The organism is Nocardia sp. NPDC059764, from assembly GCF_042732555.1.
In the GTDB taxonomy this organism is placed as follows: domain Bacteria; phylum Actinomycetota; class Actinomycetes; order Mycobacteriales; family Mycobacteriaceae; genus Nocardia.
On record NZ_JBHWHH010000010.1, the window covers coordinates 19110 to 33990 of the forward strand.

Sequence of the window (14881 nt, forward strand, 5' to 3'; positions counted from 1 at the left end):
GTCGGTACGAATAACTCGCAGAACGCGGTTGGCGCACTCGACAGATCGCTGTAGTAATGAACGCGGGGTTGGGACTACTGCGGGTGAAGTGCGCCCGCGTTCTGCGTGAAGAACAAAGATCTGAGAGGACCAAGCTGTGCGCCATACCCGGTATCGAAAGACGGGACTGATCGCCCTTGCCGCCATCGCGGCAACCGGAGCAGTGGTGGCAGCACCCGCCTCAGCGACTCCGCTATGGCCGGGCGGTCCGGATATTCCGGGCACCCCCTCCGCGGTCATGCCGCAGCCCGAGCCGGGCTCGCTGCCGACCGACCCGAACGCCAAGGCGCCGATTCCGCCCGCCAACTTCGCGGCCCCGAACGTCAGCCCCGGCGACGGTGACGTGGTCGGCGTGGCCATGCCGATCATCATCAACTTCAAGGACCCGGTCGGCGACCACGCCGCCGCCGAGAAGTCGATCCGCATCACCTCCACCAACAAGGTGAACGGCCACTTCTACTGGATGGGCGATAAGCAGGTCCGCTGGCGGCCCGAGAACTTCTGGCCCGCCGGCTCCAAGGTGACCGTGCAGGCCGGCGGCACCGACGTGGCCTACACGATCGGCGACGAGTTCATCACCACCGCCGACGACACCACCCACATGATCACCGTGACCCGCAACGGCGAGGTCGTGAAGACCATGCCCACCTCCATGGGCAAGAAGGGTCACGAGACCCCGAACGGGACCTACATCGTCAGCGAGAAGAACCGCAAGATGATCATGGACTCCTCCACCTACGGCGTGCCGACCACCGCGCCCGAGGGCTACAAGCTCGAGGTCGAATACGCGACCCGCATGTCCAACAGCGGCATCTTCGTGCACGCCGCCCCGTGGAGCGTGGCGCAGCAGGGCGTCTCCAACGCCTCGCACGGCTGCCTGAACGTCTCCACCGAGGACGCCAAGTGGTTCCAGGAGAACGTGCAGAAGGGCGACCCGGTCATCGTGCAGAACACCGCCGGCGGCACCCTGAACACGGGCGACGGCTGGGGCGATTGGAACTGAGCTCCCCCGCCTCCCCGAGCCTTCAGCGCGCGGCCGAGAGCCGTTCACCCTCGTGCACGCGTGCCGGCGGTTGAGGAGCGAACCGATTTCGGGGGTACCCGGTGAGTCACCCGGACACTCTCGAAATCAGTCGTCACGTTCATAGCGAGCGCCCCGGCCATCGGCCGGGGCGCTCGTCCATTCTCGCTGTTGGCTAACCGTTCATATGGTTTTGGCCTCGAAACATCTTGGGCGGTCGTACGATTCGCCCCATGTCCGCGCCCCTAGATGGTGTGAGCGGTGAACAGTCGGTGGCGGAGAACGACCGACAGTTCAGCGAGCTACCATCCGGAATTAACCAGACAGTTGCCATAGGCCGTAAAGCTGCGCGGGTGCGATCTTGGCCCGAACGAGTACTCCCGACGCCCCCCGGGCGCGGGTGGCGAAGCAGACCCTGGCGGGACTACGCGCTCTTCACCGTCCTGGTCGCGCCCAACCTGATCCTGTTGGGGCTGTTCGTCTATCGGCCGCTGATCGACAACGTGCGACTGTCCTTCACCGACTGGAATATCTCCGCGACCACCCTGAACTGGGTCGGATTCGACAACTACACCGAATGGTTCGGGCGCGACGACACCTGGCAGATCGTCGGCAATACCGTCGTGTTCACCGTCGCCGCGGTGCTCGGCAGCATGATCCTGGGCCTGGCCCTCGCGCTGCTGCTGGACCGCAAACTGGTCGGGCGCAATGTGGTTCGATCCGCCATCTTCGCGCCGTACGTGATCTCCGGCGCGGCCATCGGCGTGGGCTTCCAGTTCATCTTCGACCCCGGCTTCGGCCTGATCCCGGACCTGCTGCAGCGGATGGGAATCCACTCACCCGACTTCGCGCAGGACCCGCACTGGGCACTGTTCATGATCACGGTCACCTACATCTGGAAGAACCTCGGCTACAGCTTCGTCATCTATCTGGCGGCGCTGCAAGGCGTTCGGACCGACCTGATGGAGGCCGCCGAGATCGACGGCGCGAGCCGCTGGACCACCTTCACCCGGGTGTTGCTGCCGCAGCTGCGGCCCACCACCTACTTCCTGTCGATCACGGTGCTGCTCAACTCGCTGCAGGTCTTCGACCTCATCAATGTGATGACGCGCGGCGGGCCCATCGGCACCGGCACCACCACCATGATCTACCAGGTCTATCGCGAATCCTGGGTGAACCAGCGGGCGGGCTACGGCGCGGCCGTCGCCACCATCATGTTCCTGGTGCTGCTGATCGTGACATTGATCCAGGTGCGCGTCATGGACCGAGGGGACGAGAAGTGAAGCGGCTGAACCTACTGCGCGCATTCAACGATCAGGAGCTGTGGGCCAAGGTGTTCGGCTACGCCGCCATGGTGTGCGTGCTGATCATCATCGGCGTCCCGCTGTACTACATCCTCACGCGCTCGTTCATGGCGCACGCGGAGGTCTACTCCCAGCCGGTCAGCTACTGGCCGAAACAGTGGCTGGCCTCCAACTATCACGACGCCACCACCACGCTGCCGTTCTGGCAGTTCCTGCGCAACTCCATCATCGTGACCAGCGTCGTGTCCGCGGTGAAGTTCGTGCTCGGCGTGCTCAGCGCCTACGGGCTGGTGTTCCTGCGCTTCCCCGGCAAGAACATCGTGTTCCTGGTGATCATCGCGGCGCTCATGGTGCCCAACCAGATCACCATCATCTCCAACTACGCGCTCATCGCGCAGCTGGGCTGGCGGAACACCTTCCAGGGCATCATCGTTCCGCTCTGCGGCGTCGCCTTCGGCACCTTCCTCATGCGCAACCACTTCCTGTCGCTGCCCTCCGAGGTGATCGAGGCGGCGCGGATGGACGGCGCGGGCTGGTGGCGGCTGCTGACCCGGGTGGTGCTGCCCATGTCCGGGCCCACCATGGTGGCGTTCGCGGTGGTCACCCTGGTGAACGAGTGGAACGAATACCTGTGGCCGTTCCTGATGGCCGACGACGCGCGGGTCGCCACCCTGCCGGTCGGCCTGACCCTGCTCCAGAACACCGAGAACCCCAGCGTCACCAACTGGGGACCGGTCATGGCCGGGGTCATCCTGACCATGCTTCCCATCCTCGTCGTCTTCCTGGTGCTCCAGCGCCAGATGATCAAGGGCCTCACCTCCGGTGCGGTCAAGGGTTAAGTCCCAGAAGGAGATCCCTGTGTCCGAATCACGATTTCCCGCGCTCTCGCGTCGCGGCTTCCTCGGCCTGGCCGGTGCGGCCGCCGGCGCCGCGGCCCTGACCGCGTGCGCCGGTTCCGGTGGCGGCGGCACCCAGGGCGGCGACTCGAAGACCATCACCTTCTGGTCCAACCACCCGGGCACCTCCAAGGACCAGGAAACCGAGCTGATCAACCGGTTCCAGGCCAAGTACCCGGACCTGAAGGTCAACCTGGTCGACGCCGGCAAGAACTACGAGGAGGTCGCGACCAAGTTCAATGCCGCGCTCTCCGGCGGCGAACTGCCCGACGTGGTCATCCTGTCCGACGTGTGGTGGTTCAACTACGCGCTCAACGGCACCATCGAGCCGCTGGACAGCCACTTCGCCAGTGCCGGGGTGAACGTGTCCGATTACGTGGACACCTTCATCGGCGACTACAAGTTCAACGGCAAGACCTGGGCGCTGCCCTACTCGCGCTCGACGCAGATCTTCTACTACAACAAGGACGTCTGGGCGAAGGCCGGGCTGCCCGACCGCACCCCGAACAGCTGGGACGAATTCGACGAGTGGGGCCCCAAGATCCAGGGCGTGCTCGGCGGCGACAAGTGGGCGCACGGCTGGGGCGACGCGAAGAACTACCTGGCCTGGACCTTCCAGGGCCCGTGCTGGACCTTCGGCGGCGCGTACTCCGACGAGTGGAAGCTGAAGTTCAGCGACCCGGCCACCGTGAAGGCCGGCCAGTACCTGCGCGACTCCATCAACACCAAGAAGTACGCCAGCATCCGGCCCACGTACGCGGTCGACTTCGGCAACGGCATCATCGCCTCCGCCATCGGCTCCACCGGTGACCTCAAGAGCATCAAGACCAACTCCGCGGGCAAGACCGAATTCGGCACCGGCTTCCTGCCGCATCCGAACCGGGCGGGCGCCACCACCGGTGGTGCGGGCCTGGCGATTCCGTCGCGCATCAGCGACGCCCGGAAGGAGAACGCGCTGAAGTTCATCGACTTCATCACCAACGCGGCCAACACCTCCTACTTCTCGCAGGCCACCGGCTACATTCCGGTGCGCAAGTCGGCGCAGCAGGATCCGAGCATGGCGGACTTCCTGTCCAAGAACCCGAACTTCAAGACCGCCATCGACCAGCTGCCGCTGACCAAGCCGCAGAACTACGCGCGCGTGTTCGTGCCCGGCGGCGACCAGATCATCGGCACCGGGCTCGAGCAGATCGGCCTGCAGAACCGGGATGTCGCAGGTGCTTTCGGCGATATCGGCAACCAGCTGCAGACCATCATCGACCGGCAGATCACGCCCAAGCTGCCCAAGTAAGAACTAGCCCTCACGCTGCCGTCAGGGGCCGGAGGCGTCGCTCCGCCTCCCCGCGCTTGCCTGCGTAACCACGGAGGCCCCCGGCAGCGCGAGTATTGGACAAGGAGACCCGCCCGCCATGGCGACTGTGCAGTTCGAGGGTGTTTCCCTCACCTATCCGGGTGCGCCCGGCCCCGCGGTCGACGACCTGAACCTGGAGATCGCCGACGGCGAATTCCTGGTGCTGGTCGGGCCTTCGGGCTGCGGCAAGTCCACCAGTCTGCGCATGCTGGCGGGTCTCGAAGCGGTGACCGCCGGGCGGCTGCGCATCGGCGGCCTGGACGTCACCGGCCTGCCGCCGCGCTCGCGCGACGTGGCCATGGTGTTCCAGAGCTACGCGCTCTACCCGAACATGACCGTGGCCGACAATATGGGATTCGCGCTGCGCAATGCCGGAATGAGCAAGGCCGACACCCTGGTTCGGGTGAAGGAGGCCGCGGCCATGCTGGAGCTCGAGGACCTGCTGGACCGCAAACCCGCGCGGCTGTCCGGCGGCCAGCGGCAGCGCGTCGCCATGGGCCGGGCCATCGTGCGGCGGCCGCAGGTGTTCTGCATGGACGAACCGCTGTCGAATCTCGATGCGAAACTGCGGGTCTCGACCCGCTCGCAGATCGCCGCGCTGCAGAAGCGGCTCGGCACCACCACCGTCTACGTCACCCACGACCAGGTCGAGGCCATGACCATGGGACACCGGGTGGCGGTGATGAAGGACGGGAAGCTGCAGCAGGTCGCCGCGCCGCGGGAGCTCTACGACAACCCGGTCAACACCTTCGTCGCCGGATTCATCGGATCCCCCGGCATGAACCTGCTCACCGCGCCCGTGCGCGAGGGCGCGGCCGTGCTGAACGAGCTGCGAATCCCGCTGCCGCACAGCGTCGACCGCGCGAGCGTCATCATCGGCATCCGGCCGGAATCGTGGGAGGTCACCACCGACGCGAGCGATGCGCTCGCGGTCGAGGTGGAGCTGCTCGAGGAGCTGGGCTCGGAGTCGTTCGTCTACTCGCACGGCGTGGCCGACGAATGGTCCAGCCGTTCGGGCCGGGTGGTGGCGCGCGTCGACCGGCGCTTCCAGGTCGCGCTCGGCGACCGGCTCTACCTGACGCCCAAGCAGGACGAACTGTTCTTCTTCGACGCCGAAACCGAAGAGCGCCTGCGCTGATCCACCACTCCCTGGCCTCGAGCCCCACCCGTCGGGACGGGGCTCGAGGTCATCAGCGGTGAGTGATCACCAGATCTTCACGCGCTCGGCGGGATCCAGGTAGAGAGCATCGCCGGGAGTGACCTCGAAGGCTTCGTGGAAGCTGTCGAGGTTGCGGACGACGCCATTGCAACGGAACTCCGGCGGGGAGTGCGGATCGACCGCGAGACGGCGAATCGCCTCCTCCGAGCGAGCCTTGGTGCGCCACACCTGCGCCCAGCCGAAGAACACGCGCTGCAAGCCGGTCAGCTGGTCGAGGACAGGGGAGTTCTGACCCTCGGTGGCGATCTTGTACGCCTCCAGGGCGATCGAGAGACCACCCAGATCGCCGATGTTCTCACCGATGGTGAACTCGCCGTTGACCGTGTGGTCGTCGGACAGGTCCTTGGGCGAGAAGGTGTTGTACTGGGCGATCAGCGCCTTGGTGCGCTTACCGAACTCGGTGCGGTCCGACTCGGTCCACCAGTCGATCATGTTGCCGTCGCCGTCGTACTTCGAACCCTGATCGTCGAAGCCGTGGCCGATCTCGTGGCCGATGACCGCGCCGATTCCGCCGTAGTTGGCGGCGTCGTCGGCGTTCATGTCGAAGAACGGCGGCTGCAGGATCGCGGCCGGGAAGACGATCTCGTTCATGCCCGGGTTGTAGTAGGCGTTCACCGTCTGCGGGGTCATGAACCATTCACCGCGATCCACCGGGCCGCCCAGCTTGTTCAGATCCCGGTCGTGCTCGGCGGCGTACCCGCTGCGGTAATTGCCCACCACGTCGGCGGGATCCACGGTGACTGCGGTGTAGTCGCGCCACTCCTCCGGGTAGCCGATCTTGGGGGTGAACTTCTCCAGCTTGGCCAGCGCGGCCTGCCGGGTGTCCGGGCCCATCCACTCCAGCTGGGAGATATTGCGGCGGTAGGCCTCCTGCAGGTTCTCCACCAGCTCGACCATGCGCGCCTTGGCCGCGGGCGGGAAGTGCCGGGCCACGTAGAGTTTGCCGACCGCCTCGCCGAGCAGGTCCTGCACCAGGGAGACGCCGCGCTTCCAGCGCTCCCGGTTCTCCTGCGCGCCGGTCAGGGTGCGGCCGTAGAAGTCGAAGCTCTCCTCGACCAGGGCCTCGGTGAGATACGGGGCGCGGGCCTTCACGACTCGCCAGGCGGCCCAGCCCTTCCAGTCCTCCAGCGACTCCGACGCCCAGGTCTGGGCGAAGGTGCGCACGTAATCGGGCTGGCGCACCACCAGTTCCGCGAACAGCTCCGCGCCCGAGCGGTCCAGGCCGGCGGCCAGCGCGGAAGTCCACGCGGTCCAGTCGAATTCCGGGTTCTCCGCGGCCAGGTCCGCGAAAGTCACCAGGTTGTAGCTCAATTCGGCGTCGCGACGGCGCACGACGTCCCAATGGCCCGCGGCCAGCTTGGCTTCCAGGTCGAAGACCCGCTGCGCGTCGTAGTCCAGGCCCGCCAGCTCGAACATGCGGCGCATGTGGGCGACGTACTTCGCGCGGATCTCCGCGTATTCGTCCTTGTGGTAGTACGACTCGTCGGGCAGGCCGATGCCGGACTGGGTGGCGTGCACCAGGTAGCGGGTGGAGTTCTTGTCGTCGGTGTCGACGTAGAAGGCCAGCGCGCCGCCGACGCCGGTGCGCTGCAGGCGGCCGATGAGGGCGGCGAACTCCGCGCGGTCGGCGACCGCGGCGACGGCGGCCAGCTCCTCGGCGATCGGGGTCAGGCCCGCGGCCTCGATGACCTCGGCGGCCATGAAGCTGTTGTACAGATCGCCGATCTTGCGTTCTTCGGAGCCGGGCGCGGCGTCGGCGGCCGAGGCGTCCTGGATGATCTTCTGCACATCCAGTTCGGCCTGGTCGTAGAGCGTGCGGAAGGCACCGTCGACCGCCCGGTCGGCCGGGATTTCATAGGTGTCCAGCCATTTGCCGTTGACGTGCGCGAACAGGTCGTCCTGCACCCGAACGTCCGCGTCACGGAAGGACAGGTCGATACCGGAGGGAGGCGTCAGCTGCGAAGTCACGGTGTCCAGTATGCCCATTGCGAGGGCATCCGGCCGGGGTGTGCGAACTTCGCACCCATTGCGTTCACGATGGGTGAACGCACCGATTCAGGCGCCGACCGGCACCCGATCGAATTCCCCGTCCCGGGCCCCGTCGACGAAAGCGCGCCATTCGCCGGGGGTGTACACCAGGGTGATCGGTCCGTGCCGGAGTGAGGTGTGGCCGTCCGCACCGGTCTCCGCGATGAGCGCGGTGCGGTGGATATGGCGGCCCAGCACGGCGGCCAGGAATGTCATCCATTCGGCCGCGGTGACGGTGATGATGGGCTCGTCGTCAGGGCGATGTTCCGGATTGCGCCGGTACTTGCTGTCGCGGATGAGCACCGCATCACCGTCGAATCGAACCTCCACGCACTGATTTCCGTTATTGGTACGAGTCGACGTGAACCAGCCGCTGGATTCCGGCTGATACTTCGCGGTGGTAAGCATGTGCAGCATTTTACCGTTACGCATGCGTCTCCTACCCTTGCGAATAGCGTTTGATGAGCTCCAAAGATTCTGCGCGACCAAGGGATTGGTCGAGTGCGCGCACAAATGCGAACCGCAGATCGCGAATCTGATCCGGATCCTCCACGGCCCCACCGAAAACCGCGCTCTCCACCCAGGTGAAGGTGGGAAGACTTTCGGAAGCGAAATCCAGCAGATGGAAACTCGAGCCACCCAGCATCGCGCCGCGTGTCGCGGTGAACGGAATCACCCGCACCGAAATGGAATCCAGTTCGTCCAGCAGTGTCGCCAGATGTTCGAGTTGGCCGCGCAATACTTTCGGGCCGCCGATCTGCTGCAACAGGGTGGCCTCGCCGATCACCGCGGTGAGCTCCACCCGGTCGTCGCCGCGCAGCCGTTCCTGCCGTTTCAGCCGCACCGCCACCAGCTGTTCCACCTGCACCGGACGGATCATGACGTCGGCGCTGATCAGCGCCCGCGCGTATTCCTCGGTCTGCAGCAGGCCCGGCACCACCAGGCTGTCGTAGCTGAGGATGCTCTCCGCGCCCAGCTCCATACCGTAATACCGTTGCAGCTCAGGCCCGATCAGCGCCGAGGACTTCGCCCACCAGCCGCGCTCCTTGCTGAGCAGCAGCAGCTCCAGCAGTTCGTCGCGCTCCTCGCCCTCCACCTCCAGCAGCTCCAGCACCGGGCCGATGGTGGTGGCGGTGAGGACGCGGCGGCCCTTCTCCACATGCGACCAATTGGCCGGGGTGAAGCCGACGCGCTTGGCGAACGTCGCCGAATCGAAGCCGCACTGCTCGCGTAATTCACGGAGCCGCAGGACCAGCTCCCACCGGGCGACGGTGGGCGAGACAGGTGCCATGGCGACCGATGCTACGCCGCGAAACTCGCTGGCGTGTGACTATTGTCATAGTGATTGCGCGGGCTTACTGTCGGTAGCAGGAGGTTCGCCATGAGCGCGCTGGACCCGTCGTTGTACACCGCCACCCAGGAAGCGCTGGCCCGGTGCAGACGCTACCGCAAGGACCACGGGCTGTACGGCGTGGTGGATTCGACGCTGGGCCGAATCATGTTGGAGGTCGGGGCCGTCGGCGCCGTGACCATGCCCGCCGAGCTGGGCCGCAGGGTCCGCGACCAGCTCACCGCACGCGAGCGGCGCGGTCCGGTCGTCGCCCATCCGCGCTCCGGCCGCTGGACCTTCCTCACCGGCCCCAGCGACGACTCGTATCTCGACATCGCGCTGTTCTCGGATCTGTTCCGCGATTGCGCATCCGTTGCGCAGCCCGGCAGCACCATCGTGTTGCCCTCACCCACCGACGAGCACAACGCCTACCGCACCTGGATTCACCCGCCGGAAGGGGACTTTCGACCGGAACTGTCGGAAGTGCTGGCCGCCGTACGCGAATGCCACCCGGGGGCAGCCGGATCCAGCACCGGTGGCGTCAGCGCGTCGGAACCGGTGTGAGCGTCACGCTGAACTTGTCCTCCAGCCGCTGATCGAACTCGCGCTGGCACTGATCGACCTTGGCCTGATCGCCATTGGCGTCGCGGACACAGTCCAGGAAGTCGGTGGCACCGGTGTCCTTGAACACCGTCCACACCAGCACGCCGATCACCGCGCCGCCGATCAGGCTGATCACACCCATGATCGTGCCCGTCAGCGCCATCCCGAAGCCGCCGGCCGCCCCGCGCCGCGCCTTCATCACCGCGATCAGGCCCAGCACGATGGCCACCACGCCGCAGATCAGGCCGACGATGGTGAACAGGACGGTCCAGAACGTCAGCAGGCCGATGATGCCGAACACCAGGGCGGTGATCGCCATGCCCTTGCGCTGCGGCGACTCCTGCCAGTACTGCCCGCCGCCCGGCGGCGGATAGTTGCCCGCCGGCGGGTACGCGCCCGGCGGGTAGTTCCCCGGCTGCCCCTGCTGCGGCGGGTACTGACCGTACTGGTCCGGCGGCGGGTACTGGTTCATGGGCCGATGCTATTGCCCGCCGAGCCGGGCATGCATTTCCCACACCAGGATCTCCGAGGGCAGGTTGGCCGTGACCCGCTGGCCGCCGCTGCGGGCCAGCCGGACCGCGTCACCCTCGTACAGGGTCCCCGCGCCCTCCATCTCCACCTCGCCGCGTGCGACGAAAACATGCAGGTAGGGGGCCTCGGGTAGGCGGACCTCGGCGCCCTCACCGGGCATCCGGGCCACATGCATGGCGGAATGGCTGCTGGCGATGGCGATTGCCGTGCGGTCGCGGTAGCGGGGCAGGCCCGAGGCCACCGTGACCAGGTCGCCGCTCGCGAGTTCGGCGTCGATCTCCAGCTGCTGGTAGCCGGGGGTCAGCCCGGAGTCGTCGGGCACCACCCACATCTGCACGAAATGCACCGGCTCCTGGTGTTCGGGCGCATTGCTGAGCCGCCAGGAGTCGTTCTTCTCGGAGTGCAGGATGCCGGTGCCGGCGCTCATCCGCTGGGCCAGACCCGGGTAGATGACGCCGTTATGGCCCAAGGAATCCTGATGCACCAGGCTGCCGCTGAGCACCCAGGTGACGATCTCCATGTCCCGGTGCGGATGGGTCTCGAACCCCTCGCCCGGCAGGACGATGTCCTCGTTGTTGACCAGCAGCAGGCCGTGATGGGTGTTGTCTGGATCGTAGTGTTCTCCGAAGGAGAAAGAATGCTTCGAATCCAGCCACGCCACACGGGTTTTCATGCGGTCGCCGCCACGATGGATATCGATGTGTGGTGTCGTGAGGGTGGACACCGCCGTACTCCTCTCACCGGCGAGCACCGATCGGATTCCAGGGTAGGGGCCGATACAGCGGCCCAACTTGAATTCCGGGTTAAATTCTAGCGTGCGGGCAGCGCCGCCCCACCTGCCGCCGACCAGGTACTACGCTTCCGGCAATCGACCCGGGCAAATGCTCGGCGATTGTCCGGTCGCCCGGTCGCCCCGTTCCCGGATCCCGCCCCGACCATCAGCGGGTTTCGGTCGGCGACCGTATCATGATGTGCCGCAAGCGAAACGGGAGGGAGAGCAGGGGGATGCGACCCGAGGTACTCGCGGGCATCGAGCGCGAACTCCGGCAGCAGGCCGAGAGCGAGGGGATCGCTCATTTCGTCATGGGCGTGGCCGTCTTCCGGGACGGCAAACTCCTGGTCGTACGGCGTGTCGAGGAAGGCTCGCACGCGGGGATGTGGGAACTGCCGGGCGGCGGCGTGGAATCGGGGGAGACCTTCGCCGACTGCGTGGCCCGCGAACTGTTCGAGGAGACCGGGCTGCGGGTCGTGAACATCACCGATGTGCTGGGCGGCTTCGACTACGCCACCCGCACCAAGTCGCGGGTCCGCAAATACAGCTTCGTGGTCGAGGCCGAACCCGGCGAGATCCGGCTCGACCCGCTCGAGCACGACCACTACCAGTGGATCGATTCCGACACCGTCGACAACCTGCCCATGGCCGATGACATGCGCGCCGCCGTGTTCGCCCTGGTGACCACGCACCCGTCCCGGTGACCGCGCCCCCGCCCGCCGAGCCGCGCACCCGGCTCGCCGCGGTGACGGCCGCGCTGCGTGAGAACCCGGGCACCCTGCGCCTGACCATGGTCCGGCTCACCGGGCAGTTCGGCGACGGCATGTTCCAGGCCGCGCTGTCGGGCGCGATCCTGTTCAACCCCGAGCGGCAGACCGATCCGCTGGCCATCGCCGGGGGCTTCGCCGCGCTGCTGCTGCCGTATTCGATCATCGGGCCGTTCGCGGGCGCGCTGCTCGACCGCTGGGACCGCCGCCGGGTGCTGCTGTACGCCAACCTGCTGCGCGCGGTGCTCATCCTGGCGACCGCGGCCGGGCTGCTGGCCGGGATCCGGGCCACCCCGCTCCTGCTGGGCGCGCTGGCCGTGGTCGGGGTGAGCCGCTTCGTCGGCGCGGGCGTGTCCGCGTCCCTGCCCAAGGTGCTGTCCCAGCGCTGGCTGGTCCCGATGAACTCGGTGCTGGCGACGGTGGCGTCCGGATGCGCGATTCTCGGCGCGGGCCTGGGGTTCTCGCTCATCGGGCTGATCGGGGCCGGTGACTTCGCGTCCGCGGTGGCGACCGCCGCCAGCGCCTCGGGCTCGATCGTGAGCGGGCTGGTGGTGGCCGGATTCCGGCCCCGGGCACTGGGTCCCGACCGGGACGGGCCCACCGGCGACACCGCGGGCGGGCTCGCCACCGTGCGGGCCATCATGGCCGGACTGCACCGGGGCGCCACCGCGGCCTGGGGATCGCGGGACGTGACCACCGCCTTCCTCGGGATCGGCGCGCACCGCATCGTGTTCGGCGCGGACACCCTGCTCATGGTGCTGGCGCTGCGCCGCGGCGACGCGTCCGCGGTCGGCACCCACCTCGCCAAGTTCAGCGCGGCCATCACCGCGACCGGGGCGGGACTGGTGACCGCGGCCGTGGTGGCCCCCTTCCTGATCCCGCGGCTGGGCCGCCCGCGCACCGTGGTGAGCTGCCTGGTGGCCGCGATCGTCGTGCAGCTGACCCTGGTCACGCCGATCACCGTCGCCACCGGCGAGACCGAGCGGCGGGCGGAACTGCTGCTGCTCGCGGCGGCCTTCCTGCTCGGGCTGGCCGGGCAGGTCATCAAGCTGACCGGCGACGCGGCCATGCAGATCGAGATCGACGACACCCACCGCGGCCAGGTGTTCGCGCTGCAGGACACGATCTTCAACATCACCTTCGTGCTGGCGCTGGCCGGGACCGCGCTGCTGATCCCGGCGGACGGGCGCTCCCCCGCGGTGGTGGTGGCCGCGGCCGCCGTCTACGCCTGCGGAATCGTCGCCATCGGGGCGAATTCCCGTCGACGGACCAGTCCGTCCGCGGCATAGATATCGGCTCGATCACACCGGCCCGGCGACACGCGGCAGCGCTCTGCCGGATGCGGCCGGGCCCGATACCGTGGATTCAATGACTGCGCGGCGCTCCGAAGCACCTGCGGCACTGGCACTCTCCAGCCTGGCGATGGCCGGGGTCATGGTGCTGCCCGGCGTGCCCGCCACCGCGAACGCCCTCGCGCCCTGGGCCCCGCCGCCGCTGAACGCCTGCGGCGAAACAGGATTCGATCCGCTGGCCCGGGAACCGAATCCGGACCTCCCGCCGCCGCCACCCCCGCCGGTGGACACCACCATCCACATCCAGGTCCCGGTCCCGAAGTTCACGCCGGTCCCGATCCCCGGACCCCGGCAGAACAACACCCGGATCGACCCGGCGCCGCTGCCCGCGGACCCGTGCACCAACCCGTGCCCGGACATCCGCACCGACCAGAGCCCCCGGCCCGAGAACCTCCCGCCCGAGACCGAGCCCGCCGAGCCGGGCGATGACGAGGACACCACCGACGAGCCGCCCACCGAGCCGGCACCCGAACCCGCGCCCCCGCCGTCGGCGAACAGCGGATCGGGCGGAATCCCGTTGCCGCGGCTGCAGATCGATCAGGTCCCCGAGACCATTCCGATCCTGATCCCCGGCGGGGAGCCCCCCGAACCGCAGCCGCAGCCCGCACCGGCCGTGCCGTCGCTGGCGCCCGCGCCGGTCGCCGCACCCGTCGCCCCCGTCGCGCTCGACGCACTCGAGCTGGTGAACCAGGTGACCGGGCACGGCTCCAGCAACCGGACCGACATGCGCTGGTCGGTGGACGGCACCGACCTCGGCCTCATGTGGGAGACCGAGCCCGGGCGGATCGCCGTCGTGTTCGGCGACACCTTCGGCAAGGGCTGGGAGCCGGTCGGGGCGGGCAACGGCGACCAGGACTGGCGCAGCAACGCCATCGCCTTCAGCACCGAGCGCGACCTGTCCAAGGGCCTGGTGCTGGACACCTTCGCCCAGGACAGCCGCTGCCACGCGGCCGAGATCCTGGCCAGCCGCAAGGTCGACAATTTCGAGATCACCACCATCCCCACCTCGGGATTCGCGCTGCACGGCCGGCAGTACCTGACCTACATGTCGGTGGCGCGGTGGAGCCGCCTCGAGCCCGGCATGTGGTGGACCACTCTGGGCGGGCTGGCCTGGTCCGACGACGGCGGCGACACCTGGACCAAATCCGAATGGGCGCGCTGGGACAACGTTTTCGGACTCGGGCGGTTCCAGGTCATGGCGATGACCCCGCACGACGGGTACGCCTACATGTTCGGCACGCCCAACGGCCGGTTCGGCACCATCGCGCTGGCCCGGGTGCCGAGCGATCAGGTGCTCAACAAGTCGGCGTACCAGTACTGGATCGGCAACACCTGGGTGCCCGCGTTCGGACCCGACGAATTACTCGCCACGCCGGTGGTTTCCGGGACCGCGGGGGAGGTGTCGGTGCGGTACGACGCGTCGACGCGGCGGTGGCAGATGCTGTACCTGGACCTCGACCGGGGAGCCCTGGTACTGCGCACCGCCGCCGAACCGCAGGGGACGTGGACCGATCCGGTGACGCTGGTCGACACCCGCGAATATCCCACCACCTACGGCGGATTCGTCCATCCCTGGTCGAGCGGGAACGATCTGTACTTCACCATGTCGGCGTGGAACAGCTACAACGTGTACCTCATGCACGCCAAGCTGAAGTAGCGCAACGGAAT

General features: G+C 67.6%; 14 protein-coding genes. 9 read left to right on the top strand and 5 right to left on the bottom strand.

Features of this window, described 5'->3' with window-relative positions; all coding sequences use genetic code 11:
• The first annotated feature begins 136 nt into the window (after positions 1–136).
• The 5 genes from ACFV4K_RS03655 (at position 137) to ACFV4K_RS03675 (ending at position 5749) form a co-directional block, all read left to right on the top strand.
• Positions 137–1042 carry an Ig-like domain-containing protein gene (locus tag ACFV4K_RS03655; RefSeq protein WP_379271824.1) on the top strand — a complete coding sequence of 302 codons (906 nt, stop codon included), beginning with the start codon at positions 137–139 and terminating at the stop codon, positions 1040–1042.
• Positions 1043–1413: 371 nt separating this feature from the next.
• Entirely contained in the window at positions 1414–2343 is a 930-nt protein-coding gene (locus ACFV4K_RS03660; RefSeq protein WP_379271826.1) for a carbohydrate ABC transporter permease, read from the top strand.
• Between the two features lie 68 nt (positions 2344–2411).
• Complete coding sequence (locus ACFV4K_RS03665; protein ID WP_379271865.1) at positions 2412–3203, top strand: carbohydrate ABC transporter permease; 792 nt, start codon at positions 2412–2414, stop codon at positions 3201–3203.
• A gap of 19 nt (positions 3204–3222) precedes the next feature.
• Complete coding sequence (locus ACFV4K_RS03670) at positions 3223–4551, top strand: ABC transporter substrate-binding protein (RefSeq protein WP_379271827.1); 1329 nt, start codon at positions 3223–3225, stop codon at positions 4549–4551.
• Positions 4552–4669: 118 nt separating this feature from the next.
• The gene (locus ACFV4K_RS03675) at positions 4670–5749 is read left to right on the top strand and encodes an ABC transporter ATP-binding protein (protein ID WP_379271829.1); all 1080 of its coding nucleotides are present in this window, start codon (positions 4670–4672) and stop codon (positions 5747–5749) included.
• Positions 5750–5815: 66 nt separating this feature from the next.
• Here the strand turns inward: ACFV4K_RS03675 and ACFV4K_RS03680 are convergent, their stop codons facing one another.
• The 3 genes from ACFV4K_RS03680 to ACFV4K_RS03690 all read right to left on the bottom strand — a co-directional run bounded on the left by ACFV4K_RS03680 (position 5816) and on the right by ACFV4K_RS03690 (position 9149).
• Positions 5816–7816: a M13 family metallopeptidase gene (locus ACFV4K_RS03680; protein WP_379271830.1), complete on the bottom strand. Its 2001-nt coding sequence runs from the start codon at positions 7814–7816 to the stop codon at positions 5816–5818.
• 69 nt (positions 7817–7885) lie between these two features.
• A complete protein-coding gene (locus ACFV4K_RS03685) occupies positions 7886–8266 on the bottom strand; it encodes a DUF397 domain-containing protein (RefSeq protein ID WP_379271832.1) in 381 nt (126 codons plus the stop codon).
• Positions 8267–8297: 31 nt separating this feature from the next.
• Positions 8298–9149: a Scr1 family TA system antitoxin-like transcriptional regulator gene (locus tag ACFV4K_RS03690; RefSeq protein WP_379271834.1), complete on the bottom strand. Its 852-nt coding sequence runs from the start codon at positions 9147–9149 to the stop codon at positions 8298–8300.
• Positions 9150–9239: 90 nt separating this feature from the next.
• Here ACFV4K_RS03690 and ACFV4K_RS03695 point away from each other — a divergent pair, with 90 nt between their 5' ends.
• Positions 9240–9752 carry a hypothetical protein gene (locus ACFV4K_RS03695; RefSeq protein WP_379271835.1) on the top strand — a complete coding sequence of 171 codons (513 nt, stop codon included), beginning with the start codon at positions 9240–9242 and terminating at the stop codon, positions 9750–9752.
• Here ACFV4K_RS03695 and ACFV4K_RS03700 read toward each other — a convergent pair.
• On the bottom strand, positions 9730–10263 hold the full coding sequence (locus ACFV4K_RS03700; RefSeq protein WP_379271836.1) for a DUF4190 domain-containing protein: 534 nt from the start codon (positions 10261–10263) through the stop codon (positions 9730–9732). The genes ACFV4K_RS03695 and ACFV4K_RS03700 overlap by 23 nt on opposite strands.
• A 9-nt stretch (positions 10264–10272) precedes the next feature.
• A complete protein-coding gene (locus tag ACFV4K_RS03705) occupies positions 10273–11046 on the bottom strand; it encodes a pirin family protein (RefSeq protein ID WP_357088559.1) in 774 nt (257 codons plus the stop codon).
• 281 nt (positions 11047–11327) lie between these two features.
• Between ACFV4K_RS03705 and ACFV4K_RS03710 the strand changes: the two genes are divergently transcribed.
• The 3 genes from ACFV4K_RS03710 (at position 11328) to ACFV4K_RS03720 (ending at position 14870) form a co-directional block, all read left to right on the top strand.
• Positions 11328–11798, top strand: coding sequence for an NUDIX hydrolase (locus ACFV4K_RS03710; protein ID WP_379271838.1), 471 nt, complete (start codon positions 11328–11330; stop codon positions 11796–11798).
• A complete protein-coding gene (locus ACFV4K_RS03715; protein ID WP_379271839.1) occupies positions 11795–13150 on the top strand; it encodes a hypothetical protein in 1356 nt (451 codons plus the stop codon). The genes ACFV4K_RS03710 and ACFV4K_RS03715 overlap by 4 nt, the downstream gene beginning before the upstream one ends.
• A gap of 79 nt (positions 13151–13229) precedes the next feature.
• Positions 13230–14870, top strand: coding sequence for a DUF4185 domain-containing protein (locus ACFV4K_RS03720; protein ID WP_379271840.1), 1641 nt, complete (start codon positions 13230–13232; stop codon positions 14868–14870).
• Positions 14871–14881 lie beyond the last annotated feature (11 nt).